Below are 25,213 nucleotides of genomic sequence, written 5' to 3' on the forward strand. Positions count from 1 at the left end.
CTCTCCCTCCCGCCTTTACCCGAGGACACCTGGCGCGCGTGGAGCCGTGCGTCAAGAGAGCGGCGGTGAGCTCGCGGCGAGGAGACGCCGCGGCGCCTGGCCTGGATCGAGGCGCTCCAGAGGCCGCGCGCTGCGCGCCCTGGTCGAGGCGCGCGCCCAGCAGGTCACGAATTGGTGCCAGACGAGCGCCAGACCAGGGGTGCCCGGCTGTCCGCTTGAGCCGGGTTCAAAGCCGTTCATAGTCTGTCGCACCTGACCCGTGACGCGACGTCTCTTCCAGATATTCCTGCTGCTCGCCGGCGCGCTCGCGCTGGGGTGCAGCCGGACGAGCCCTGACCCGCTGCGCACCGGTACGTCCCCCTGGCTCGGCTTCGCGCCGCTCTACCTCGGCCAGGAGCTGGGTCACCTGCCGGAAACAGCGGTGCGATCCATCGAGTTCGAGTCCACCTCGGCGCAGATGCGTGCCTTTCGCAACGGGCTCATCGACGCGGCCGCGCTGACGCTTGACGAGGTGCTGCAGCTGGTCGACCAGGGGCTCACCCCGCGGATCATCGCCGTCGCCGACGTCTCGCGGGGCGCCGACGCCATCGTCGCCATGCCGGAGCTGCGGGAGCTCGGCGACCTCCGGGGCCGCCGCGTCGCGGTCGAGGGGACGACGACCGGCGCGCTGGTGCTGCTGCGGGCCCTCGAGAAGGCCGGGCTCCGCCCCGAGGACGTGAACATCGTCCCGATCGAGGTCCAGGAGGGTGAGCGCTTCCTGGCGGATGGGCGCGTCGACGCGGTGGTCACCTACGAGCCCGTCCGGACTCGACTGCTCGCGGCGGGCGGCCGGGAGCTGATGAACAGCTCCGAGCTCCAGGATGACATCACGGATGTCATCGTCGTGCGCGCCGACCAGATCGAGGCGCGCGCCGAGCAGGTGGATCGGATGCTCGACGCCTGGTTCCGCGGCCTCGCTTTTCTCAACGAGCATCCCGACGAGGCCGCCCGGATCGTCCAGCGGCGCTGCAAGCTCGACCCAGCCCAGGCGCTCGCCGGCCTCCAGGGGGTGCATTTCTCCGACGCGGGCGAGAGCCGGAAGCTCCTGTCGGGAGAGCGGCCAGCGCTCCGTGCCAGGGCCGAGGCCCTCGCGAGGTGGATGCACCGCAACGGCCTGCTGCAGCGGCCCGTCGATCTGTCGTCCCTCCTCGCCCCGGGGCCGATCGGGCGCCGACTTCGGTGATGGATTCCACCTCGTTTCCTTCTCCGGCCCCCTCGCTCGCAAGGCGCCTGTTCACGCCGTCGCTGCGTGTCGCGATTCCGGTGATCGTCGCGCTGCTCACGGCCGCGCTCTCCCTGCTGTCGCTCTGGTGCTCGATGCGGTTCACCGTCCACCGGGCGCACGACGAGCGCAGAGCGGCCCTGCTCTTCCGCCTCACGGCGCTCGAGAGCACCCTCGAGTACCTGCTCCGCGTCGGAGATATCGAGCAGGTCCGGGCCGAGATCGCCGCGCTCGGGGCCGCGCCCGACAACCGGGTCGCGCTGGTCGTGGACGACCGGGGCGTCGTCCTCGCGGCCAACCTCGCGGAGTCGAGGGGACAGAGCATCGAGCTCGTCTGGCGCTCGCTGGACAGGGCCGCCCTCGACCAGGCGCGCCGTACGCGGGTCGGCGCCGTGCACGTGTCGCCCGACGAACAGCGCATCGTCGCCTACCACCCGGTCCTCTTGCCCCCGGTGGCCCACGAGATCCGTCCGACCCGCGTCGGAGCGCTCGTGGTGGAGGAAGACCTGACGCGGCTCAATGCGCAGGCGGCGAGCGATGGGCTGCAAGTGGCGATGAGGGCGATCGTCCCCCTCGCGGCCGGCACCGGCGTCGTCTGGCTCCTTGGCGGCCTCGTCCTGACGCGCCGGGTGCGCCGCCTGGTCACGACGGCGCAGCGGCTGGCCGACGGCGATCTCGCCGCGCGCAGCGAGCTTTGCGGGAGGGACGAGCTCGCGCGCATCGGTCAGGCCTTCGACGAGATGGCCGCGCAGATCGCGCAGAGTCGCCAGAGACTCGAGGCCAGCGAGCGCCGCATCCTGCTGCTGCTCGATTCGACGGCAGAGGGCATCTACGGCGTCGATCAGGCAGGGTGCTGCGCCTTCTCCAACGCAGCGGCGGCGCGCCTCCTCGGCTTCGAGCGGCCCGAGCAGCTCATCGGGCGGACGCTGCACCTGCTGGACAGGCGGCAGCCCGACGCCGACGCGGCGAGCTCATCGCTGGCGCGGGTCCATTCCGACAGCGAGGTCATGACGCGGGCCAACGGATCCCTCGTGCCGGTGGAGTACTGGTCGTATCCGATCTGCGGCGAATCGGAGCTGCGCAGCGTCGTGACGTTCGTCGACATCACGGAGCGCAAGTGGGTGGAGGCCGAGCGCCAGCGCCTCTACGAGGAGGCGCAGAGGGCCGTTCGAGCGCGCGACGACTTCGTCGTCATCGCCTCCCACGAGCTCAGGACCCCGGTCACGGCGCTGCTCCTGCAAGCGCAGAGCATGCAGCGCGCCCTCGGCCGGGAGCCCGCCCTCGACTCCGCGGGCCGCCGGTTGCAACAGATAGCCGCTCACGCCCAGCGGCTCGCCGATCTGGTGGAGAACCTGCTCGACGTCTCCTGCCTCGCCGAGGGGCGGGTCGAGCTCCGTCGCGAGGCCGTGGATCTCGCGGAGGTCGCGCGGGACATCGTCGCGCGCTCGGCCGAGCAGCTGCGCCGGGCCTGCTGCCCGGTCGAGGTCTGCGCCGACGAGGGCGTGGTGGGCCGCTGGGACCGCCTGCGGCTGGAGCAGGTGGTGAGCAACCTGGTGTCGAACGCCGCCAAGTACGGCGCGGGCCAGCCCATCGAGGTCGCGGTCGGGCGGCATCAGGGCGCTGCCTGGATCGAGGTCCGCGACCGCGGGATCGGGATCCCGGCGGAGGCGCAGGCGCGCATCTTCGAGCGCTTCGAGAGGGCGGCCTCGACGAAGCACTTCTCCGGCTTCGGTCTTGGCCTGTGGATCACGCGGCAGATCGTGTTGCAGCTCGGCGGGCACATCTCGGTCCAGAGCGAGCCTGGCCATGGCACGGTGTTCCGGGTGGAGCTGCCCGTCGACACCGACGTGGAGCGCGCCCGGGGGCGGTGCGCCGCTGCATGATCGATGTGATGACGACGAGCGCATGGGCCGCCTCGTGAGCCGTTGGTAAGCGGCTTCGAGGCGTGATATTGCTCGCCCATGCCTGGATGGCAAGCCGGCGCTGCTGGAGTTCGGGAAGGCGCGCAAGGAATTGCTCGGTGTGCGGCGCAATGAGGGCGACGCGAGCGGCGTTGATGTTTGTCCGACGGCTCCGACGGCTGCCGCCGTTCCTGGTGGTAAAGGCGCGGTCGTGATGCGCTGTCCCTACCGCACCAGCGCCGGCGCGCTCAGCGCGGTCGCGTCCGTCATCCCGGCCTGCACGCGCGCGTAGATGCCGCACGCCTCGCCGGCGATCAGGTAGATGCCGTAGTTGACCGACTCCCGCCGCTCGTTCTCCAGCGCGGCGAAGTACCGCTGGGCGATCCACCGGCCCTCGCGCGCCTTGGCCAGGGAAGCGCGCCAGACGTCGTCGGGCGTGTGGCGCCCGAGGATCACCTCTTCTCCCTCGGCGCCGTAATCGCTCTTCAGGACCCACTCCTCGCGCTGCGCGAGCAGCAGCTCGGGGTGCACCGTCTCCAGCCGCGACGTCACCGGGACATGGCGCTGGATCACCGACTGCGCGTGCGGCGAGAAGCGGTGGATGTGCTCCCACATGAACGCCATCGACCGCTTGTTCTGCGGCAGCACGGCGCCGAGCGGGTTCAGGACCGCGACGCGCCCGTCGGCCGCGGCGGAGAGCACGGCGCCGAGCGGGCCGGCGAGCGGCTCGGCGTCGGGGATCTGCTCGTCGGTCCACACGCTCGAGCGCTCTCCCCACCAGTCGGTCTTGTAGTGGCGGAGCAGCACCGAGAACGGCGTGTCGAAGAGCGACAGGCCGCGATCGTCGTGGCCGAGGTTGTACGGCGAGCCGAGGATCACCGCGTAGCCGCGCTCCTCGAGCCAGCGCCGGTACAGGCGGATCACCGAGAGGTCCTCGGTGAACTCCGTCGGATAGACGAAGCCGAGGCGCCGCGTCGCGGCCTCGCCGAGCAGCGCGCGGGCGACCTCGTCCACCATGGCGCAGAACCGGGCCCCGAGCTCGACGTTGGGGTCCCGCGCGCCGGGATGGCCCGGCGCGGCGAGCGCGCTCAGCACGACCGCCTCCGCCTCGCCCGTCGGCGTGTCGCAGTTCAGCTCGGCGATCGCGGGCCCCTCGTCCGTCAGGAAGACGTCGGCGCGCGCGATGCCGTGCCAGAGCGGCTGCGACGAGAGCCACATCGCCTTCTGCCAGGGCGTGAGACAGAAGAAGTCATCGAGCAGCGAGGGCTCGTCCGCGACGAGGAGGCAGAGCTCGTTGTAGACGGCCGCGACCTCCTCGGCGGCCCGGTACAGCGCGCGCTGCTCCGCCGCCGTGACGAGCACCGGCTCCTCGCGGAAGCGCGGCGCGCCGTCCACCCACGGATCGGTGATGAGGCCCGTCTCGACGATCCTCGCGGCGAAGGCGTCGTAGGCGCGGAGCGCGTCGCTCACAGGAGGCGCGCGATGGCGATGGAGGTGGCGAGATAGGTCGCCGCCTCGAGGGCGCCCATGCCCTCGTTGCGGTCGGCCGCGATGCCGGCGTCCAGGCGGCCGCCGCGCAGCGAGAGCGGCGCGCCGAGCAGCAGGCTCTGCACGAGGAGCTGCCGGACAGGGTAGAGGGCGAGCAGGTAGAGCAGCACGCCGCCGTAGCCCTTCAGCGAGACGAAGAGCCCCTCGAAGTCGCCCTCGAGCGCCCGCGCGATGATGACCGCCACCGCGATCGAGGCGCCGGCGTAGCTCAGCGCGGCCGCGAGGTTCTCGCCCTGGATCTGCTCGGCGTCGTCGTAGGTGGTGAGCGCCCGGAAGAGCGAGATGAACACGTGCAGCGTGGCCTGCGCGAGCAGGAAGAAGCCGAGGGAGATCGCGAGATCGCCGAGGTCCTGGCCGGCGATCGCGCGTGAGGTGATGAGCCCGGTCGCCACGTAGTGCGCGCCCGCCGCGAGCCCGGCCGCGGCGTTGCCGCGCTCGATCTCGGCCGGGAGCCGCGCCCTGAGCAGGAGCCGGATGCCGAGCTCGCCGGTGGCGATCACGAGGACGAGGCCCACGACCGCGAACGCGCTCACCCAGAGGAGGTCGCGCGCGAAGCTCGACCCGTCGAGGCAGTTCTTGACGGCGTTCGCGGCGACGAGGAACACCGCGAGCACCTGGCCGACCGTGAGCAGCCGGCGCGCGGCGTTGCTCTCGGCGAGATCGCGGGCGACGGTGTGCGCCGGCGAGAAGATCCGCTGCCCGATGCGCAGGAGGGCGAGCAGAGCGAGCGTGGTGCCCAGCCCGAACCCCATGACGTAGGACAGATCCATGGGCCCGCACGCTACAGAACGCGCCGCGACGTCACAAGCCCCGAGCGCGGGCGGCGCCGGTCGTCTCCGGGCTTGCGGGCCGGGTGTGGCGCGCGTCCGGACGAAGGGATCACCGCTGGCGGTCGCCGAGGAGCGTTTTGATCATCTCCTCGCGGTGCGCGGCGCCCGGGGCGACATTCATGTGCTCGACGGCATGATAGAAGTGGATGACTTCTGTGCTCGCGTCGACGGGGACGGCTCCTGCGACGGCCTTGGCGAGCTCGGCGGTTCTCGGAACGTCCATGTGGGCACGCGTACGGTATCTACGCCTGTGCGCTGGCGCCGGTGCGCTGTCCGCCTTGCGGCACGCTCGCGGCTCCTCTATCCCGTTCCCTGGGCCGCTGGCGTCGCCGCTGCGACGCTGCTCACGTGAGGCCCGCGCTTCAGCACCGCACGGACGACCATGGAACCCACCGAATCCGCCGCGCTTTCCCACGAGGAGCAGACCATCGAAGAGCTTCGGCGTGAGAACGAGGAGCTCCGGCGGCGGGTCGCCGAGCTCGAGGTCCCCGCGCGCCGTTACCAGGCGATCTACGACGGTGGCGTCGTCAGCGTCCAGATTTACCGCGACGGCTACAGCGCGGAGGCAAACGCCTGCTGGGACAGGCTCTGGGGGCTCCGGCCGGAGGAGATCCACGGCAGCTATTCCCTCCTGAAGGACGCGCAGGTGGCCGCGGCCGGGTTCTTGCCCGTCGTCGAGCGGGCCTTCCACGACGGAGAGGCCACGAGGCTGCCGACGATCCGGTACGATCCCGTCGAGCTGACCGGGTACGGCTCAGCCCGCTGGGTCGCGTCGGCGCTCCTCCCGGTCAAGGGGACGTCGGGCCCACGCGAGGTGGTCCAGCTCCACATGGACGTCGGAGAGCTCAAGCGCTCGGAGGACGAGCTGCGAGCCCAGAAGCAGCAGCTCGAGACGGCGGTCGCCGAGCGGACGGCCGAGCTGGCCGAGCAGCTCCGGATCAGCGAGGAGCAGCAGCGCGCCATTGCCACGCTGTCCACGCCTGTGCTCCGCGTCTGGAGCGGCATCCTGGCGGTGCCGCTGATCGGCCACATCGATCCGGACCGGGCCGCGCGCGTCCTCGACGTGCTCCTGCAGAGCATCACGGCCACCAGCGCGGAGCACGTCATCATCGACGTCACCGGGGTGCCGCAGATTGACGCGCACGCGGCGCGGCACCTGCGCGACACGGTGCGCGCCGCCGGGCTCCTCGGCGCACAGTGCCTGATCGTCGGGATCTCGGGCCGCACGGCGCGGATGCTGGTCGAGTGCGGCCTCGACTTCGAGGGGGTCCCGACGTTCGCCACGCTGCAGGAGGGGCTGCGGCGTCTGCTGTTCGGGCGCCCCGAGCCCACGTAGCGCCACGCGTCTCCGGCCTTGCGGGTTTGCGGGGCGGGCCGGCCTTTGTGATATGGGTAGGCGTGCCGGGCGAGGCGGCCCGGCTCCCGCGGCGTCCCCATGGCCGAACCTCATCGCGACTCAGGCACCCAGGGCATTCAGGGCATCTTTGCGCGCCCTTACATCGATCTGGAGCCGTACCTCGATCTCTCGCCGCTCGCGGAGATCCACGAGGAGATCTGCCTCGCGCTCACGCAGGTGCCGATCGACTACACCGGCGGCAGCCACCGCACGATGGGGATCATGCCCCCGTCGCGCCGCGGCGAAGCGCTCGCCGACTACGGTGAGGTGATCCGCGGCCTGAGCGACGAGGAGTTCCTGACGTTCCAGCGCCTCTCGGACGACCCCGCCGCGATCGACCGGTCATCCCGCGCGACGCTCGAGTTCGGCGAGGAGCGCGAACTACCGCTCTCGCGCCGGCAGATGCTCTGGCTCAAGTTCCGCCACGGGGTCTATTTCCCCTGGAAGGTCTATGTCGAGCTGATCCCCAACCGCTACTGGAGCGACAAGAGCCGGAGCGAGGGCAAGGACTTCACCCGGCTCGCGAGGTCGTTCTTCCCGAAGACGATCGCGTACGTGAAGCGACTGCCGTTCTCGTCGATCGGGCGCTGCAACGTCATGGGTCTCGAGGCGAACGACCACGGTACGGTGCACCGCGACGGGGAGGGGGCGCAAGGGGAGGGGACGTTGCGAGAGCGCGCGCAGCGCGAGCCCGACCACTTCATCACGCTCTGCCCGGCGGGCAACAAGCGCCTGTTCCTGTGGGACGAGCAGGCGCGGCGGAAGACGCCTGTCGGCGGCCGCGCCTACTGGTTCAACGATCACGACTACCACGGCGTCGAGGCGGATCCGTTCTTCAGGTACTCGCTGCGCGTCGACGGCACCTTCACGCCGGAGCTCATCGAGGCGCTCCGGCGCGATCATGGCGCCTCGCCGGCGCGGCCCGCGCCGTCGCCGCCCGCGCCTCGCGACGCCGGGGAGGCCGCCGCGTGAGCAAGCTGGACGAGCCGTTCGAGCGAGCCGAGGTGCTCGACAAGCCCGGGATCGTGGGCGCGCGCTGGTGGCACCAGGGCCTCGCCGAGGCGCCGAAGGACGCCTCGCGGCGGAGCGCGATCATGCTCGCGCTCGGCGCGGTCGGGCTCGCCGGTGTCGCGGCGGCGATCGCCGTGGCCGCCGACGGGTGCTCGGACGAGGAGACCGAGGTCCAGCGGAAGCAGGCGCTCGACCTGCAGCGGACCTTCGGCTGGAGCTTCGGCGCCGCGCAGGAGAGCGTGACGTTCGACGGCGAGTCGAAGAAGCCGTTCGACCAGGGCGCGCTCGCCCGGATGTCCACGGACCTGCGGCCGGCGGAAGAGGCCCTGCGCGCCTACTACGTGCCCTCGCTGTTCGAGTCGCCTCACGCGACGCCCACGGTCGTCGCCCAGGGCGATCCGGCGCCCGTCACGCCGCTCGTCAACGTGCTCCGGCCGATCTTCACGCAGGCGATGGACAGGGCCTACCGGAGCGGCAAGGCGCTCGCTTCGCTGCTCCTGGCCGCGCGCACCGACAGCGGCCTCCGCCGGGACATCCTGGTCATCGTGGACCTGGACGGCCCCGAGTCGGTGGCCTTCGCCGCCGGCGCGGCGGAGGCGTTCGAGCCGGTGTTCACCTTCGACAACTGGCCGCACCCGCGCGGCGTCGTCAAGGCGCACCTGACGCTCGCCGCGGCGGCTTACTATCAGCCGCTCTTCGCCCGCTCGGCTGCCGGCCCCCGCGCGACGATGTTCGTCCTCGATCGGCAGCGGCTCTCGGCGTACTCGGACGACGCGGCGCAGTTCGACAACCGGTATGTCGCGAGGTTGCCGGCCGCCGATGCGCTCTGGGACCGGGGGGTCCGCCGCGTGCTCTATGTCGTGCCCACCGATCTGGACACGATCGAGTCCGACGACCTCAACGACGATCTCGTCGCCTACCGGGCGCGCCAGCTCGACGTGCGCATGATGGCCGCGAACGTCTTCGCCCCGGACCCCGCGGAGGCGAAGCCCGCGGTCGAGACGGAGGACTGGCCTCCTTATTACTATGGCGGTGGCGCCGCGTCGCACGGCTGGTTCTGGGTGGACTACCCGTGGGGGCCGCCGCGCCCGCCGGTGCCGGCGCCGGTCGAGCCGTCCGCGCGGGTGAGGAGGCCGGGCAAGCTCTACACGCCGACGTTGCGCGCGACGCCGTTCTCGAGCGGCAGCACGCCTGGCGGGGCGCCGCGCGTCCCGGAGACCTTCGGGACGGTGCCTGTCGTCGTGGCGCTCGGCACCGGCGTGATCCTCGGCGCGGCGCTCAGCCGGAGCGGCTCGTGGAACCGGGCCTCGGGCGGATACGGAGGCTGATCGTGGAGCATTCGATCTTCGCGATGGAGGTGTGCGCGCGCATCGACCCCGGGAGCCCGCTGCAGCGCACCTTGCACGAGTCGATCATGGGCCATTGCGAGACGATGAGCCTGAACCAGAAGTGGCACCAGTACCGCCGCGCGCAGGTGGCGCTGCTCGCCAACCTGCACGTCCTCGAGAAGGGCTGCTGGGACTACTTCGACGACGATTCCCGGGCGCTCAACGATTTCGGCATGTGGTCTCGCGGCATGATCACCGAGGAGGGCGCGCGCAAGGGCCCCTCGGGGACGCCGGACGCGTACCGCGGCCAGCCGCGCTACTTGACCTTCACGATGGCGTTCCTGCTGGTGCAGGGCTCACCGACGGATCGGATGCTCCGCACGGTCTGCGACGTCCCGAAGGACCGCCTCTGGCGCCGCGACGTCTTCGGCCACATCCTCCAGAGCCTGGGGCACGTGAGCTTCGCCAGCGTCAAGTCGGATGTCATCTACCTGATCCCGCGGGACGAGGGGTGGGCGCTCACGCCCGAGGACCTGAAGGACCCCAAGTTCCACTACCTTCGGCAGATCGTCTAGAGCGGTCTTTAAGCCGGGATTTTTACACCGTCTTCCGTCTTCCGTCTTCCGTCTTCCGTCTTCCGTCTTCCGTGCTCGTCCTTCGTGCGCGTGCGCGTGCGCGTGCGCGTGCGCGCTGACTCCGGGAAATCGCGCACGCGCACGCGCACGCGCACGGGGAAGACAGACGAAAGACGAGAGACGGGAGACGGGAGACGGAAAACGAAGGACGAGAGACGAGAAAGACGTCTGTCTCAAACCCGAGCGAAAAGCGCTCTGGAACACCGATCACGTTGATGACCGGCCGTTCGCTCAGAGGGCGTCGAGCTCGAGCCCGCAGCGCGCCTCGAAGGCCTCGAGCGCCTCGGGCCGGGCGGCGCCCACGTACAGGGTCTCGGAGTTGTGGAGGTAGGTCGCCAGCAGCGCGTTGGTCCGGTCGATGAAGCTGACGCGGTGCCCGCCGGAGCGCAGCTTCTTGTCGCCGATGCACTCCAGCAGCGGCTCCAGCGCCTTCAGCTCCTTCTCGGGCAGCTCGCAGCGCGAGCACTCCGGCATCGAGATGACGGCCTGCCAGGTCGCCACATGGATCAGGAAGCCCGAGAGCCTGGACCCCTCGCTGTACCACTTCTCGGTGTTGTGGGCGCGGCCGCTCACCCGGGGGTTGGGAGACGCCCTGTCGGCCGCCTGGATGCCCCACTCGGCAACATACTGGTTCTCCTCGCAGAAAACCAGGCAGTCCCCCGCCAGCCTGAGCTTGTCGGGCGGCAGCACGTGGAAGTCGGCATCCGTCATGCCGCGATGGCGTCCCGCCGTGGCGAGGTAGTCCCGCAGCGCCGCCGGCAGGGACAGGCCGAGGCGCTGCTCGGCGGCACAGAGGTCCGCCTCCGTACAGCCGTCCTCGGGTCGGCGGACGCCGAAGGCGATCGCCATGACCGATTCGATGAGATCGCTGATCACGATGTGGCTCACCATGTCGCGCAGAGACCCTGAAAGTCAATCCGAGCGGGGCGAGGCCGATGTGGACGTCATGGCAACGTCGAGCCCGGCGGGTCTCCGCGCGTCCCCCCACCTACATCCGCGTCGCGCGCGCACCCGCACCGCCTGGCGGCGCAGATACGCGCCGCCAGGCGACGCAGATATTATAAGGAGTGCACGCCGATGAAGAGCCCGTCCGGTCGTCGTCGGGGGCAAGCAGCGGAGAAGAATCGACAGCGCGAATCGGCGCCACGCTTACTCGATGTCTCGCGGATCACAGCCGATCTGCGTGCGAGGTGTCGTGTGCGCGCTTCAGCGCAGGTGCCGCCAGGCGCGGTGAGCCGCTGACGCCGCCAGGCGCGGCAGCCGCGGCGCGCCGCGCTCGCCGCGCTCGCCGCGCTCGCCGCGCTCGCCGCGCTCGCCGCGCTCGCCGCGCTCGCCGCGCTCGCCGCGCTCGCCGCGCTCGCCGCGCTCGCCGCGCTCGCCGCGCTCGCCGCGCTCGCCGCGGCACGTCGCGCTCGCCGCGCTCCTGCGCTGGCCATCGTCCTCTCATGGGGACTTCGCGGGCTGGCCGCAGGAGCGCTGGTATTCGGCGAGCTTGTCGGTGAGCCAGCGCGCGCCGCTGGAGCCCTGCGCGCGATGGGAGATGAGGTCGACGGCGCGCGCCTGCACCCGGAGCGCGTCGGGGCAGCGCCCGAGCGCGAACAGGTTCGCGGCGTACGTGTCGAGGATCGAGGCGTTCCAGGGGGCGAGCATGGCGGCCTTCGTCGCCAGGGGGAGCGCCTCCTCCGGGTGCCCCTCGTTGACGAGCGCCCACGCGAGGTCGTTGTAGGCATTGGCGTTGCCGGGCAGGAGCGCGACGGCCCGGCGCAGCGCCGCGACCTGCTCCGCGTCGCGATCCTGCCGGCCGAGCAGCTGGCCGAGGAGCAGCCACGCGTCCCCGTCGTCGGGCCGACGCACCACCTGCTCCTCCAGGCGGCTGATCCACTCGCCGATCGGCAGGCCTCTCTCGAGCTGCATCAGGACCCGCAGGGCGAGGACGTTCGCCGGCTCCAGCCTGAGCGCCCATTCGAGCTCCCTGCGCGCCTCCTTCTGGAGCGCGTCGTCCGCCCGGAGCGACGCGCCGGTGAGCGCGAGCTGCGCGCGCAGGGCGTGGACGTCGGCCGCGGTGATCGTCGCCGGCGTCGGCTCGGTCTTCACCGGCTCGAGCGGGACATTGACCTCCTGGAACTTGCCGAAGCGCGCGTAGTGATAGAGCTGCTTGTCGAGCTCGTCGAGGGAGAGCGCCCCGAAGCTCTCCTGCCAGGCGCGCTCGGGGTCGACCCCCGCCGCCAGCCGCCCCTGGTACGCCGCGAACGCGTCCGGCTGCGTGTTGTACATCCAGTACACCATCAACCAGCTCAGCCCGTAGAGGCCCTGAATCGCGCCTTCACCCATGCCCTCGTCGGACTTCCACGCGAGGGCGTCGCGCACGCCGAACGTGCGCTGCCTTCTGTAGTTGCGCAGCGCGACGAGGTTGGGGCGACCGAGGATGGCCGTCGTGCCCTCGTCGGAGACGACGAGCGACTCGAGGAGCTGCGCGAGCCCCTCGGCGAACCACCGCGGCTGCCGGCCGTAGATCCCGGCGGCGAGCTGGTGGACGAGCTCGTGGCGGAGCACCGATGTGGTCGACGCGTCCTTCAGGTGCTCGCGTCGCTCCCAGCGCTCCGGCGACCCCCAGAGGAAGATGGTCGGCCGCCCCAGCTCGCTGAACACGCCCGTGAAGCGGCTGTCCGCGTACCGATCGAAATCGAGGCCACTCGCGAGCACGACGACGTTCGCGCGGACGGTCGACCGCCTCGCTGCGCCCTTGCTCCAGGCCGCGGTCACGAGCGCGGCGCGGGTGCGCTCGAGCGCCTCGGCGGCGCGCCGCGCCTCGCCGACGGTGAGATCGGTCCACAGATCGAAGTGCTCCGTCCGGAGCCGCACCCACGCGCCCGAGCTGCGCTCGCGGTGCGCGAGCGGCACAGCGGCGCAGCCCGTGATGGACAGCAGCCATACGGCGAGCAGGAGCATGCAGATCGCTGGGAGTCTCCGGTGCATGAGCGTCCTTCCGCGCGGTTCTCCGCAGGTGGCGAGCATAGACGAGGCTGTCATCGGCCGTCCATCGGACGGACACAGCGGCGTGCGGAGAGCGCCGATCAACCGCTCTCCCGCCGGGTCACCTATCCGGTGCTGCTGACGGGCCGAGCAGCGCATCATCCCCCTTGATCCGGCCGTGCGGGAGTGCCAGAACTCGGTCGCCCCCTTCAAGGTGGCTGTACGCACGCGAAGAGGCATCGGCCGAAGCGGCGCTCGGAAAGGTGCTCACGATGACAGGTCGAGCCGGACGGATAGCGGCGGTTTCCTCGGTGATCCTGGCCATGACCGCGCTGGCCGCGTGCGGCGACGACGAGGGCGGCGCAGGCTCGACGACCTCCACCTCCACCGGCTCGGGCGGGCGAGGCGGCGACGGGGGAGGCGGCGCGGCGGGAGGCGGCGACGGGGGAGGCGGCGCGGCGGGAGGCGGCGACGGGGGAGGCGGCGCGGCGGGAGGCGGCGACGGGGGAGGCGGCGCGGGGGGAGCGCCCGCGACGCCGAGCGGGGCCACGGCCGACTTCGCGCTGCTCGAGACGACCGATCTCCACACCAACATCCTCGGCTTCGATTACTTCAAGCTGGTCGCGGACCCGTCGATTGGCCTCGAGCGCACCGCGACCCTCGTCAACCAGGCGCGCGCCGAGCTCCCGAACAACATCCTCGTCGATAACGGCGACACCATCCAGGGCACCGTGCTCGCCGACTACCAGGCGCTCGTCGAGCCGATCGGGTGCGGCGAGACGCTGGCCATCTACAAGACGATGAACCACATGGGGTTCGACGTCGGCGGGATTGGCAATCACGAGTTCAACTACGGCCTCGCCTTCCTCTCGCAGGTGACCCACACCCCCTTCGACGTCGAGGGGCTCGATCTCGCTGCGTCGGCGGGCTGCGAGGGCCCGCGGTTCCCGCAGGTGAACTCCAACATCTTCAGCCTGAAGACGAACGAGACGCTCTTTTCGCCGACCGTCCTCGTCGAGAAGACCATCACGGCGACGGCGCCGGGCGGCGGCGCCATCGAGAGCACGCTGAAGGTCGGCTTCATCGACTTCACGCCGCCGACGATCCTGAGCTGGGACAAGAAGTGGCTCGACGGCAAGGTCTTCACGAAGGGGGTGAAGGACGTCGCGGCCCCGCTCGTGGACGACCTCCGCGCCAGGGGGGCCGAGCTCGTCGTCGCCATCATCCACGGCGGCCTCGACGCCTCGCCCTACACGCCCACCCTCGAGAACCAGGCGTGGTACCTCGCCCAGGTGCCCGGCATCGACGCGATGCTCATGGGCCACTCGCACCAGATCTTCCCGAACCCGAACAGCACCGTGGCCCAGTTCAGCCTGCCCAAGGTCGACAAGGACGCGGGGACGGTCGACGGCGTCCCCGCGGTGATGGCGAACTTCTGGGGCCAGCACCTCGGCGTCATCAAGATGGGGCTCACCCACGACGGCAAGGGCTGGACGGTCGACAAGGCGACGACGGTCGTCGAGGCCCGGCCGATCGCCACGAGCTGCAAGGGCGGGCTCCCCGAGGCGTGCGACGCGATGGAGCGCTGGCGCACGGGGGCGCCGTGCGCGTTCGCGACCCTCTGCGACGCGCAGCCGGACAAGACGAAGGTCTTCGTCGAGGCCGACCCTTCCATCGCGCCGCTCCTCGACGCCGAGCACCAGGCGACGATGGCCTACGTCAGGACGCCCATCGGCACGACCGATTTCGAGATGTCGTCGATGTTCGCCGACGTGGGGGACGTCACCGCGATCCAGATCGTCAACCAGGCCCAGGCGGACTACGTCGCTCGCTACATCGAGGAGAACCTGCCGCAGTACGCGGCGCTCCCCGTGCTCTCGGTGAGCGCGCCGTTCAAGTCCGGCTTTCAGGGCGGCAACGATTACACCGCCGTGCCGGCGGGGAGCATCGCGATCAACAACGCGGCCGACCTCTACCTGTACGCGAACACGCTCCAGGCGGTGAAGGTCACCGGCGCCGACCTCCTCGACTGGCTGGAGAGGGCCGCGATGCGCTTCAATCAGATCGACCCGAGCGAGACCGAGCCGCAGCCGCTCATCAACGTCGCGATGCCCGGCTACAACTTCGACGTGTTCACGGACAGCCGGATCTCGTACGAGATCGACGTGACGCAGCCGCTCCCGCCCATGGGGATGAAGGCCAGCGGGCGGATCAAGAACCTCCTGTGGAACGGGGAGCCCATGGACCCGGCGGCGGAGTTCATCGTGGCGACGAACAACTACCGCGCGAGCGGCGGCGGCGGCTTCCCTGGCCTCGACGGCTCGAAGACGATCTACGTCGCGCCGGACACGAACCGCGAGGTGCTCATCGCGTACATCAAGAGGGTCGAGAGCCTCACGCGGGCCGAGCACGGCTCCGCCCGCAGCTGGCGCTTCGCCGAGGTCGAGACGATGGGCCTCGTGACCTTCACCTCGGCGCAGAACGCGCTGCCCAAGGCGCAGGCCGCCGGGCTGAGCAACATCTCGCTCGTCGCGGAGGATGACGGCAGCGGCAAGATGCTCTCGGTTTACTCCATCGACCTGAGCCGGTGAGCGTGCGGCTCACCGCGGTGGCCGGCGGCGCGGTCGTGCTCGGCGTCGTGGCCGCCCTCGTCCTGGGGGCGCCACGCGAGGGCGAGCGTCCCGAGGCGGGTCGCCCCGCGCTCGCCGCGGCGGCCTCGTCGCCGCCGCGAGCCGGGGCTCCGCTCCCGGGCGGCGTCGACGCGCGGGCGCTCGGCTTTCGCCTGCTCACGCTGGCGGATCCCGGGGAGGTCCTCGCCGGGATGGACGCGCTCGCGCGGGCGGCCGAGCAGGGAGACGTCGAGGCGCAGATCGCGCTCGGGAGGATCTACCTGAAGGGCCTGCCGGCGGTCCCCAGGGACGCGGCGCGCGCCCGCGGCTGGCTGCTGCGCGCCGCGCCCTCGCGCCACCCGAGCGCCGCGTATTTCCTCGGCGTGATGAGCCAGAACGGCGAGGGCGCGACGGCGGACCCCGCGGAGGCCGCGCGCTGGTTCGAGATCGCGGCGCAGGGAGGGTCGCCGGACGCGATGTTCCTGCTCGCCAACGCGTACCGCGCGGGCGCGGGCGTGACGAGGGACGACAGGAAGGCCGTGGAGCTCTACGAGCGCGCCGGCGAGCTGGAGCACCCCGCGGCGCTCCAGACGCTGGCGATGGCGTATCTCTATGGTGAGCTCGGGCTCGAGCCCGATGAGGCCGAGAGCCGCCGGTACACGATGGAGGCCGAGCATGCCATCCAGCACCGGCAGGTTCCTCCGTAGGCGGCCGGTCCCCGATGGGGGCGCCGCGACCGGGCCCGCCTCGATCACCGTCTTGAAGACGGCCATGGCGTCAAACCGGTCCGTCCCCTCTCATGTCATGAGAGGTCGCCTTTCGCGCGACGGCTCTGCCGATGTCGGCATGAGGCGTCCTGTTGCATGGTGGAGGGCGAGCCGGCGACAGCCGCGCGTTCGGGGCGGCCGCCGGGCGTCGGGAGCCTCGGCCTGCCCGTGGCCAGAGTGGCTTCGTCGGCAACGAGCGGCGTGGAGGGGGGCCATCGGGACCGGCGCGCCCGCGTCCGTTGGTGCTGTCGGCCCGCGTCTCCGGGGCACAGTCGCGCCGGCGATTGGGCCATTCAGGCGCCGAGTCGTCATGATACGATCCGATCATGCGTACGTCGCTGTCCCTCGCGTTCCTCGCCGCCGCGACGCTCGCGGCCTGCGTTCACCCCTCTGTGCCCGCGGAGTCGCCCGATCTCTTCGCGCCGGCCATCGACGAGGTCGGGCCGTGGGCCGCAGCCGCGCCCGACGTCGTCGAGAGCCCGCCGGAGCCCGCGACGCCGGCACCGACAACGCCGGTCCCCACGACGCCCGAGGAGCAGCGGGCCGCCCGGCTTCGAGCCAGGGCGACCCTCGTGGACGGCCTCGGCGGCTCGCTCTCGTTGCTCCTCGCCGGCTCGCTCGATCGGGTGAGCCCGGATCACGAGATGACGGCCGCGGAGCTCGACAGGATCAAGGCCGCGGGCATCGCCGGCGAGCTCTTCTCGATCCGCGTCGGCGCGCCCTCGTCGCAGGCGGCCTCGCCGCTCGGCGGCGGCGCCGCGCGCCGCGCGCTCGACCTCATCGACGCGACCCACCGGCAGATCGAGCGCCACCGCGACACGCTGGTGCTCGCGCGCAACGCGAGAGACGTGCGCCGCGCCAAGCGTGAAGGCAAGATCGCCGCGCTCATGGGCATCGAGGGCGGTCACGCCATCGACAACTCCCTGCCTGCGCTGCGCTCGTTCTACCGCCTCGGCGTCCGCACCATGTCGCTCACGGACACGACCACGAACGACTGGGCGGACTCCGCGGGAGGAGCCCTCGAGCCCGGGGTCGCCCGCCACGGCGGCCTCTCCCCCTTCGGTGAGGCCGTGGTCCGCGAGATGCAACGGATCGGGATGCTGGTCGACGTCTCGAATGCGTCGGACAGCACGTTCCAGGACGTCATGAAGGTGGCCAAGGCGCCGGTCATCGCCTCTTCCTCGATGCACGCCGGCGGCCACCGTCGCCGCAGCGTCGACGACTACATGCTGCGCGCGGTCGCGGAGAACGGCGGCATCGTCATGGTGAACTCCTGGGCGCTCTTCCTGGACGAGGCCTATGCGGAGCAGTCCGAGCGCTTCATGCAGAAGTGCGGGGCGCACCTCAAGGCGCTCGGCGAGAGGTCCCAGGGCGACACGACGGCGCTCCGCGAGGAGATCGAGAAGCTCAAGGCCCAGGAAGGGCCGGTGATGGCGCCGTCGCTCTCGCGGCTCGTGGACCATATCGACCACGTGGTGAAGGTCGCGGGGGTCGATCACGTCGGCCTCGGCTCCAGCTTCGGTGAGCTCGATGCGCTCCACGAAGGGCTCGCCAGCAACGACGGGCTCTCGAGCGTCACGCTGGAGCTCGTTCGCCGCGGCTACTCGGAAGGGGACATCCTCAGCATGCTGGGCGGCAATTTCGCGCGGGTCCTCGAGCAAGCCGAGGCCTATGCGGCCTCGACGGAGACCACGCTGTCCGGGGACGGCAGCCCGCGGCAGCTCAGCGCGGCCGAGCTGCGCGACCTGCCGCTCCCGCCGGTCGCGCTGCCGCCGCCGGAGCAGCCGCTGCCCTCGCCGCGGGCGCTGGTGCCGCCGCCCCCGCCTGCGAGGCCGGTCCCGCGCGCCTTGAAGGGTGGAGCGCCGGAGCCCCCGCCCCCGGATCTCAGGCTGTCGCGGTAGGCCCTCTCGAGAGGGGGGTCCGCGCGAAGCGGGCGGCGCATGGGCAAGGTGGTGGTCACGCGCTCCACCGGCGCCGTCCCGCCCGCCTGATCGCCCGGGGTCGGGGTGCTCTCAGCGACCGGGCGAGTGGACAGCCATGCTGGCGCGACGGCCGCGCCGACATGGCTGTCCCCATTGCCTTCTCTGCCTTCAGCTCTCGCTGCGATCAGGGGGGGCCCTCAGCGCCGTCCAGGATCCATTGACGCAGGACCTCGAGCTGCGCCGCGCTGACGGTCGGCCCGCCCGTGCTGGGCGGCATCACGCCCGTGATGCACTGCGCCGTGGCGGTCGTCTGGCAGCCCGCGGCTTCCGCTCTGCCGGAGGCCTTGAGGTAGAGCCAGCTGTGGTCGGGATCGCCTGGGACGACGAGCTTGAACTGGCCGCCGCCGATGGAGGGCTTGTTGACCAGACCGTCGACGATCTTCCTGGAGCTGACGTGGCCACCGAGCGTCAGCTTCGCATTGGCGCCCACCTCGGCGTGGCAGCCGGTGCACAGGTTCGTCGCGCTCTCGAGGATGGGCCGCACCCGCTCGTGGAAGAACCCTGACTCCACCGGCAAGGGCTCGCTGGGATCCGGGACCTCGCCGGGCGTCAGGTTGTCCTGGATGATCTTGATCTCGGTATCCATCTCGCGGCACTGCGCGACGAGATCGTCCTTCAGCTTCTGGTCCGTCGGCAGCAGGCCCTTGGCCAGGCGATACTTCTCCCACACGTTGTCGATCCAGCCATGGAGCTTCCAGAACATGTAGTTGTCGATGTTCGCGCTGGTGTTGTTCACGCCGTGCGTCGTGTTGCCCGGCCGCGCCCACTTGGCGTGCAGCACGAAGTGGAGGCCCACCCACGGCATGTTGGTCGCCCCCCTCAGCCTCTGACCCACGTTGCACTGGAGCCAGAAGCCGAGCGTGCCTTCATCCGGGAACATCGCGAGGTTCTCGGGCTTGTCGATCTCGTCGCCGATCCTCCCGGCCTCGAGCGCGGCCGCGTCCCAGTCCTTCCACGCGGAGCGCCACTGGGGCGGCACGTCCGCCGCCGAGGTCGGGAACTTGGTGAAGCCCGTGAACTGCTCGCTATGGTTGGGCCAGAGCTGCTTCAACGCCTGGATCATGTGACGGTGAAACACCAGGAACTGGTAACCGTCGCCGGCGGTCTGACAGTTCTGATCCTCCGGGACCAGCTGGGTGAACGAGCAGATGTTCACCCGGCTCAGCCCACCGCCGCCCGGAACGCTGCACCCGCGGACCGCGTGCCACTCGACGTGGGCATCCTGCCAGGAGTGGTCATACATCCACTTCAGGACTTCCGGCTGCACCGTCGTATCGACGATGTTCGGATCGCTGTTGCCGGGCGGAAAGAAGTCCGCGGGGCCGTCCTTCATGGTAGGGCTCGAGTCGGTCGGGTGGGGACGATAGCCCTCCACGCAGTGGTCGAACGGATGGCTGGGCGTGCCGCCACCGTCACCGTCACCGCCACCGACACCGACGCCGACACCGCTGCTGACCGAGCCCGAGCCCGACTGCGAGCTCGATTGCGAGATCGAGCCGCCTGGTCCGGTCGTCACATCGGTGCCGCCCGCGCCGCCCTCTGACCCGCCGCTCGACGAGTTGCCCGATTCACCGACGCACGCGCTGAGTGACAGCGCGCTCAGCGCCACGAGCGTGGCGAGGCACCGTCGGGATGTACGGTGGTCAGTCGCAGATACGTGTAGCAGGTTAATATTTAGCATGTCGCTCTCGCAGGCCGGCAGTGACCGACCAAGCAATGATCCTTTGTGTGCGCGTCGCCCGCTCCGCTCGAGCCGCCGCCACCGGCGGCATGTCCGGTGGACGAGGCCGTGGTCGCGGTGGAGGCAGGATGGCCAGATTGACATGCGAATGGCATCCTCTGCGCGACAGGAGCATTCGCGGAGGACCCAAGGAAAGCTCGTGCTTCAGGGACATCAGAACCTGCCTTCCTCAAGCTTCACGCAAGCCGCACACGACGCGCGCCCGCCGTGGACCATCCCCACAGACATTCCCGCGACTCCGAAATTTGATCACCCGGACTCGCCGCTCGTGTCGATGCCCGTATCAGCAAACAATTGCCATGAGACGAGATCATGGATGCAGCAGAGCGAGCGGTCTGCGCCCCGGAATGCGTGTTCCACTGTGCCTGATGAATCCCAGTGGATGCACCAGGATGTGCATCGGTCCACCCCGGGGCCGGGGCTCGCGCAAAGCCATCGCACCCCGAGGCTCAGGATCGCGGCCGGCTCTGGCCTCGGCGCTGCGAGCTCGATTTCTCGCGCACGGACCTCGCTGGCGCACCGAGCAGGCAACCGCACCCTATCAGCAGCAGACGCACTTCGTCAACTGCCTTAACAAAGACTTTTGTGATTGTACATTTGCTCAGCCGTTGTACGAGGTTCCGCGGGCTGGCGGTGAAGCGAACGCGGCAGTTCTGACGTGTGTGGATCGTTCATATCGTGGGCTCTTCCAGGAGAGGCGGATTGTGCAAGTCATCTTCTGCCACCGCGCCGCCGCGCCGCCGCGCCGCCGCGGGGTCGAGGCGGACTCCGCAGTCGCTGTCTCCCGCGCTGCAGTCGACCCGTGCTGAGGTTCTGACCAAGCTCGAGCGCTATCTCAGCCGGTCGCGCGGCGCGGGCTGTCCCCACGCTCGAGCCCGGCTGTCCTCGCGCCCGCGGCGCATTCTGGACTGGTCGTTCCAGAATGCGCCGGAGGAGCGAGGGTCACCCGGGTCCGGCGGGGGCCCTGCGGCGCGCGATACGCAGGGGCACTTGGCCGGCGCTGTGCCGGCGGATGACGAATGCGCCATGCCTCGCCCGTACAGCAGCAGATCGGGCGTCGCTCAGGGCGCTTCAGCGTCCGGGTAGAACGGCGTCCGGCCGTACGCGCGCTCGCAGGACTCGTAGCCCCGCCGGGCGGCCTCGTCGCTCTCGCCGAGGTGGGCTCGGCGCATTTCATGGGAGATGCAGTCGGTGGTGGCGGCGTGAAGGGCCTGCCGAAGAGCGTCGGCAGAGAGGGCCCACACCCGCGCCGTCCTGTCCGAGGCGGTGACAACCCGCTGCCCGTCAGCGCTGAACGCCGCGGAGCTGACCCCTACTTCGTGGCCCCGGAGCACGATGGGCGTGCCGCTGCCGTCCGCGTTCCAGACCCGCGCCGTCCTGTCGTGCGAGGCGGTGACCACCCGCTGGCCGTCAGCGCTGAACGCCGCGGCGCTGACCCCAGCCTCGTGGCCCCGGAGCACGACGGGCGTGCCGCTGCCGTCCGCGTTCCACAGCCGCGCCGTGTTGTCGTGCGAGGCGGTGACCACCCGTTTACCAAGGATGCTGAACGCCGCGGAGAGAACCGAGCCCTCGTGGCCCCGGAGGACGACAGGCGTGCCGCTGCCGTCCGCGTTCCACACCCGCGCTGTCCTGTCGAGCGAGGCGGTGACCACCCGCTGCCCATCGATGCTGAACGCCGCGGACCAGACCGGGGCCTCATGCCCCCGGAGCACGACGGGTGTGCCGCTGCCGTCTGCGTTCCACACCCGCGCCGTCCTGTCGTGCGAGATGGTGACCACCCGCTTCCCATCGATGCTGAACGCCGCGGACCTGACCCAGTCCTCGTGCCCCCGGAGCACGACCGGTGTACCGCTGCCGTCCGCGTTCCAGACCCGCGCCGTCCTGTCGAGCGAGGCGGTGACCACCTGCTGCCCGTCGGCGCTGAACGCCGCGGAGCTGATCCCTGCCTCGTGGCCGCGGAGCACGATGGGCGCGCCGCTGCCGTCCGCGTTCCAGACCCGCGCCGTCCTGTCGTGGGAGGCGGTGACCACCCGCAGCCCATCGGCGCTGAACGCCGCGGACCAGACCTGGGCCTCATGCCCCCGGAGCACGACAGGCGTGCCGCTGCCGTCCACGTTCCAGACCCGCGCCGTGCTGTCGTTCGAGGCGGTGACCGCCCGCAGCCCATCGGCGCTGAACGCCGCGGACCAGATCTGGGCCTCATGTCCTCGGAGCACGACAGGCATGCTGCTGCCATCCGCGTTCCAGACCCGCGCTGTTTTATCGAGCGAGGCGGTGACAACCCGCTGCCCGTCGGCACGGAACGCCGCGGAAGCAACCCATGCCTCATGCCCCCGGAGCACGACGGGCGTGCCGCTGCCGTCCACGTTCCAGACCCGCGCCGTCCTGTCGAGCGAGGCAGTGACCACCCGCTGCCCGTCGGCGCTGAACGCTGCGGACCTGAGCCCGTCCTCGTGGCCTCGGAGCACGACGGGCGCGCCGCTGCCGTCGGCGTTCCAGACCCGCGCCGTCCTGTCGAGCGAGGCGGTGACGATGCGCTGCCCACCGGGGCTGAAGGCAGCGAGCGACACGTCGCCCCGATGGCCGCGCATCGTGAGAATCGAAGGCGTCGAGGCGAGCACATCACGTGTCAGGTCGGTCCAGCCACGTACTTCTCCCGCGTCCTCTACCTCGAGCAGCAGCTTCACCGCTGGTCCCGGCTGGTTTCTCGCCAGCAGCTCACGAGCGCCGGCCATCAGCGAGGAGGCTCGCGCTCGCGCCGCCTGGGCCGTCGCCTCTTGCCGCGCGGCCTTCGCCGCATCCTCGGCCCGTCGCGCGGCGGCTTCCGCGGCGCGTGCCGCGTCCCGCTGCGCCAGCGCCCAGACGACGATCGCCGCCATGACCACGGCCGCCGTGACCGCGGCCGCCGCCATCGCCACCCGCGTCGGCCGCGCCGCCCGCTCCCCGGCCGGGCGCCGGTCCTCTTCCCCTCGCTGCTTCAACTTCGCCTCTCCCAGCTCCCGTCCCTGCCTTCGCTCGAGCTCCCAGCCGGCCGGCCAGCGTGGCACATCGACGCCAGGCTCGTCAGCATGGCTTCTCGACCGCGCTCAACACGGCCCGCCAACCACAGCAAATTCGTCCTCGGGGGACCAGGTACTAGAACCACGTCTCCCAGCGCCCGCTGTCGATCTCGGCGGCGTGGACCGTGGCGGAGATGCGGTCGCGGCCGCCTGGAAAGGGCTGTATCTGGTGCAGCCGGTAGCTGTCGATGACGAGCGCGCCGCCGGGGCTGTAGCTCGCGACGAGGCTCCGGGCGGAGAGCGCCTCGTCGCCCGGGTCGTCGCGCCCATCGTAGAGGACGTCCCACAGCTTGAGCCCGCCGTTCGCGTCGGGGAGCTCCAGCATCACGACGACCGTGATGGCGCGGAGCCGCCGGGCAAGGTGGTAGTCGGAGAGCCCCTCCGTGTCGAAGTGGATGACGCCCCCCTCGCGCGCGACCTTCTCGCCCGCGGGGAAGATGTGCACGCCGGGCCCGCAGAAGCCGCGCCGGGGCTGCGCGAGCCCACCGGTGAGCGCCGCGACGAGCTCCCGCATCCGGCGCTGGAGGCCGGGGAGGTGGCGCTCGACGCGGGCGTCGGAGGCGGCCGCGTCGGCGAAATAGAGCTTCGAGCGGCCCTGCTCCAGGTGCGTGTAGAAGGCGCGCCCCAGCGAGGACTGCTCGCCTCCGAAGTCGGCAGTCCACTCGGCGCGCGCGGCGCGGACCCCCGCGACAAGCGCGGCGCGCTCCGCCTCGGAGAACACGCGCGGTATCTCGAGGGCGAAGTGCCGAGCGAGCGCGTCGACCGGCGCTCTCCCCGCGCGCGGGGAGGAGGAGGACGACAAGGAGGGGGAGGTCGAGAGGAGATCGAGGTCGAGCCGCCGTACGGAGGCGCGGCGCGCGGTGGGCATGGCCAAACCACCGTTAGCATCGTCCGAGGGGGCCAGCCAACCAGCGACGCGCGCGCGCCGAGGGAACAGCGACGCGCGAGCGGCGACGCGCGCGCCGGGGGAACAGCGACGCGCGAGCGGCGACGCGCGCGCCGAGGGAACAGCGACGCGCGAGCGGCGACGCGCGCGCCGGGGGTGACGCGCGGAGAGCCCGCCGGTTTTTCCGGCGCGCGCCGGCGGATCCGGGTTACAGTGCCGCCGCGGAAGCACCTTTTTGCGAGCGAGGACAGCGATGGTGTCGGGCAGGCGAGGGGAGAAGCGGCAGGAGCAGCAGGCGTTTGCGCTCAAGGGCACGATGCCGGCCATCACGATGCTCTGTTTGCGGACGGCGGACGTCTCGGCCATCGAGCGTCAGCTCGCCGACCACATCTCGCAGATGCCGCACTTCTTCCTGCACCTGCCGATCCTGCTCGACCTCGCCGAGCTCGGCGATGAGCTCGTCGACCTCGGCGCCCTCGCCCAGCTCCTGCGGAAGCACAACCTCGTGCCCATCGCGGTGCGCAACCCGACCGACGCCCAGCGCGAGCGGGCCGTCGCCGCCGGCCTCGGCGTCCTGCGGACGCCCCTCTCGCGCTCGCCGCGCCAGGCCGCGCCGGGCGAGGGGAGCACCCCCACGCCGGGGCCCGTGGCCGTGGCCCCAGGGGCGCCGGACCGCGGGGGGGCCGGAGCCGCGGCGGCGGACCGCGGGCCGGCCGGGCCCGGCCGGCGCCCCAGGGAGGCCGCCCCGGCGCCGGACGCAGCGGGCGAGCCGCCGCCCGCGGGGCTCACCGTGCGGCACCCGGTGCGCAGCGGGCAGGTCATCTATGTGCCCCACGGCGACCTCGTGGTCCTCTCGCCGGTCAGCTCGGGCGCGGAGCTCATCGCCAACGACAATATCCACGTTTACGCCCCGCTCCGCGGCCGCGCCATGGCCGGCGCCCACAACAACGCGGACGCGAGCATCTTCTGCATGAGCCTCGAGGCGGAGTTCGTCTCCATCGCCGGCCGCTACCTCATGGCCGACGAGATCCCCGACGAGCATCGCGGCAAGCCCGCCCGCATTTCCGTTCAGAATGACGGGCTCGTGATCACGCGCCTGTGATCCCCGGCTGAGCCCTGTCCGATCAGGGCGCTGTCCGCAAGGAGCCCCGGAATGGCGTCGTGGGGAGGTATATGCGTCCCCGACACATTATTCCATCAGAGACACGCTGAATCATCGAGCGCTGGGGTGCGGTGCGCCGCAAGGCGACTGCTGTCGTGTCGAGAGCGGAGTAGCCTGCTCACGT

Annotated in this window: 18 protein-coding genes; 10 read left to right on the forward strand and 8 right to left on the reverse strand. The window is 71.1% G+C overall.

The annotated features are described in order from the left end of the window. The first annotated feature begins 259 nt into the window (after positions 1-259). Together WME89_RS20480 and WME89_RS20485 are read left to right on the forward strand one after the other, a co-directional pair. Entirely contained in the window at positions 260-1,222 is a 963-nt protein-coding gene (locus WME89_RS20480) for an ABC transporter substrate-binding protein (RefSeq protein ID WP_438010806.1), read from the forward strand. Continuing rightward, positions 1,222-3,144: an ATP-binding protein gene (locus tag WME89_RS20485; RefSeq protein ID WP_438010807.1), complete on the forward strand. Its 1,923-nt coding sequence runs from the start codon at positions 1,222-1,224 to the stop codon at positions 3,142-3,144. The genes WME89_RS20480 and WME89_RS20485 overlap by 1 nt, the downstream gene beginning before the upstream one ends. 243 nt (positions 3,145-3,387) lie before the next feature. Here the strand turns inward: WME89_RS20485 and WME89_RS20490 are convergent, their stop codons facing one another. The 3 genes from WME89_RS20490 to WME89_RS20500 form a co-directional block, all read right to left on the reverse strand. Beyond that, a complete protein-coding gene (locus WME89_RS20490) occupies positions 3,388-4,632 on the reverse strand; it encodes a glutathionylspermidine synthase family protein (protein ID WP_438010808.1) in 1,245 nt (414 codons plus the stop codon). After that, complete coding sequence (locus WME89_RS20495; protein ID WP_438010809.1) at positions 4,629-5,480, reverse strand: DUF350 domain-containing protein; 852 nt, start codon at positions 5,478-5,480, stop codon at positions 4,629-4,631. The genes WME89_RS20490 and WME89_RS20495 overlap by 4 nt, the downstream gene beginning before the upstream one ends. A 109-nt stretch (positions 5,481-5,589) precedes the next feature. Continuing rightward, positions 5,590-5,763 (reverse strand): hypothetical protein, encoded by a 174-nt coding sequence (locus WME89_RS20500; RefSeq protein WP_438010810.1) that lies wholly within the window; start codon positions 5,761-5,763, stop codon positions 5,590-5,592. 159 nt (positions 5,764-5,922) lie between these two features. Here WME89_RS20500 and WME89_RS20505 point away from each other — a divergent pair, with 159 nt between their 5' ends. From WME89_RS20505 to WME89_RS20520, 4 genes are all read left to right on the forward strand, one after another. Next, positions 5,923-6,876, forward strand: coding sequence for an STAS domain-containing protein (locus tag WME89_RS20505; RefSeq protein ID WP_438010811.1), 954 nt, complete (start codon positions 5,923-5,925; stop codon positions 6,874-6,876). Positions 6,877-6,975: 99 nt separating this feature from the next. Continuing rightward, positions 6,976-7,908, forward strand: coding sequence for a hypothetical protein (locus WME89_RS20510; protein ID WP_438010812.1), 933 nt, complete (start codon positions 6,976-6,978; stop codon positions 7,906-7,908). Then, on the forward strand, positions 7,905-9,275 hold the full coding sequence (locus tag WME89_RS20515; RefSeq protein WP_438010813.1) for a hypothetical protein: 1,371 nt from the start codon (positions 7,905-7,907) through the stop codon (positions 9,273-9,275). Before WME89_RS20510 ends, WME89_RS20515 begins: the two co-directional genes overlap by 4 nt. A gap of 2 nt (positions 9,276-9,277) precedes the next feature. Further along, positions 9,278-9,850: a hypothetical protein gene (locus WME89_RS20520; RefSeq protein ID WP_438010814.1), complete on the forward strand. Its 573-nt coding sequence runs from the start codon at positions 9,278-9,280 to the stop codon at positions 9,848-9,850. A 291-nt stretch (positions 9,851-10,141) separates the two neighbouring features. Here the strand turns inward: WME89_RS20520 and WME89_RS20525 are convergent, their stop codons facing one another. Together WME89_RS20525 and WME89_RS20530 are read right to left on the reverse strand one after the other, a co-directional pair. Next, a complete protein-coding gene (locus WME89_RS20525; RefSeq protein ID WP_438010815.1) occupies positions 10,142-10,801 on the reverse strand; it encodes an SMI1/KNR4 family protein in 660 nt (219 codons plus the stop codon). 552 nt (positions 10,802-11,353) lie between these two features. Beyond that, positions 11,354-12,886: a DUF1570 domain-containing protein gene (locus WME89_RS20530; protein ID WP_438010816.1), complete on the reverse strand. Its 1,533-nt coding sequence runs from the start codon at positions 12,884-12,886 to the stop codon at positions 11,354-11,356. A 269-nt stretch (positions 12,887-13,155) separates the two neighbouring features. Between WME89_RS20530 and WME89_RS20535 the strand changes: the two genes are divergently transcribed. From WME89_RS20535 to WME89_RS20545, 3 genes are all read left to right on the forward strand, one after another. After that, the gene (locus WME89_RS20535; RefSeq protein ID WP_438010817.1) at positions 13,156-15,474 is read left to right on the forward strand and encodes a 5'-nucleotidase C-terminal domain-containing protein; all 2,319 of its coding nucleotides are present in this window, start codon (positions 13,156-13,158) and stop codon (positions 15,472-15,474) included. 2 nt (positions 15,475-15,476) lie between these two features. Continuing rightward, entirely contained in the window at positions 15,477-16,199 is a 723-nt protein-coding gene (locus WME89_RS20540; RefSeq protein ID WP_438010818.1) for a tetratricopeptide repeat protein, read from the forward strand. A gap of 386 nt (positions 16,200-16,585) precedes the next feature. Beyond that, positions 16,586-18,160 carry a dipeptidase gene (locus WME89_RS20545; protein WP_438010819.1) on the forward strand — a complete coding sequence of 525 codons (1,575 nt, stop codon included), beginning with the start codon at positions 16,586-16,588 and terminating at the stop codon, positions 18,158-18,160. Positions 18,161-18,365: 205 nt separating this feature from the next. On the opposite strand, the gene WME89_RS20550 is transcribed toward WME89_RS20545, so the two are convergent. The 3 genes from WME89_RS20550 to WME89_RS20560 form a co-directional block, all read right to left on the reverse strand. Continuing rightward, positions 18,366-19,574 (reverse strand): hypothetical protein, encoded by a 1,209-nt coding sequence (locus tag WME89_RS20550; RefSeq protein WP_438010820.1) that lies wholly within the window; start codon positions 19,572-19,574, stop codon positions 18,366-18,368. 1,469 nt (positions 19,575-21,043) lie between these two features. Next, positions 21,044-22,963, reverse strand: a complete 1,920-nt coding sequence (locus tag WME89_RS20555; protein ID WP_438010821.1) for a WD40 repeat domain-containing protein — start codon at positions 22,961-22,963, stop codon at positions 21,044-21,046. 154 nt (positions 22,964-23,117) lie between these two features. Further along, the gene (locus WME89_RS20560; RefSeq protein WP_438010822.1) at positions 23,118-23,909 is read right to left on the reverse strand and encodes a hypothetical protein; all 792 of its coding nucleotides are present in this window, start codon (positions 23,907-23,909) and stop codon (positions 23,118-23,120) included. Positions 23,910-24,180: 271 nt separating this feature from the next. Between WME89_RS20560 and minC the strand changes: the two genes are divergently transcribed. Further along, positions 24,181-25,029 carry a septum site-determining protein MinC gene (gene minC / locus WME89_RS20565; protein WP_437931477.1) on the forward strand — a complete coding sequence of 283 codons (849 nt, stop codon included), beginning with the start codon at positions 24,181-24,183 and terminating at the stop codon, positions 25,027-25,029. The last annotated feature ends 184 nt before the right edge of the window (positions 25,030-25,213 follow it).

Origin of the sequence: Sorangium sp. So ce321 (assembly GCF_051530195.1) — a bacterium.
GTDB lineage: Bacteria > Myxococcota_A > Polyangia > Polyangiales > Polyangiaceae > Sorangium.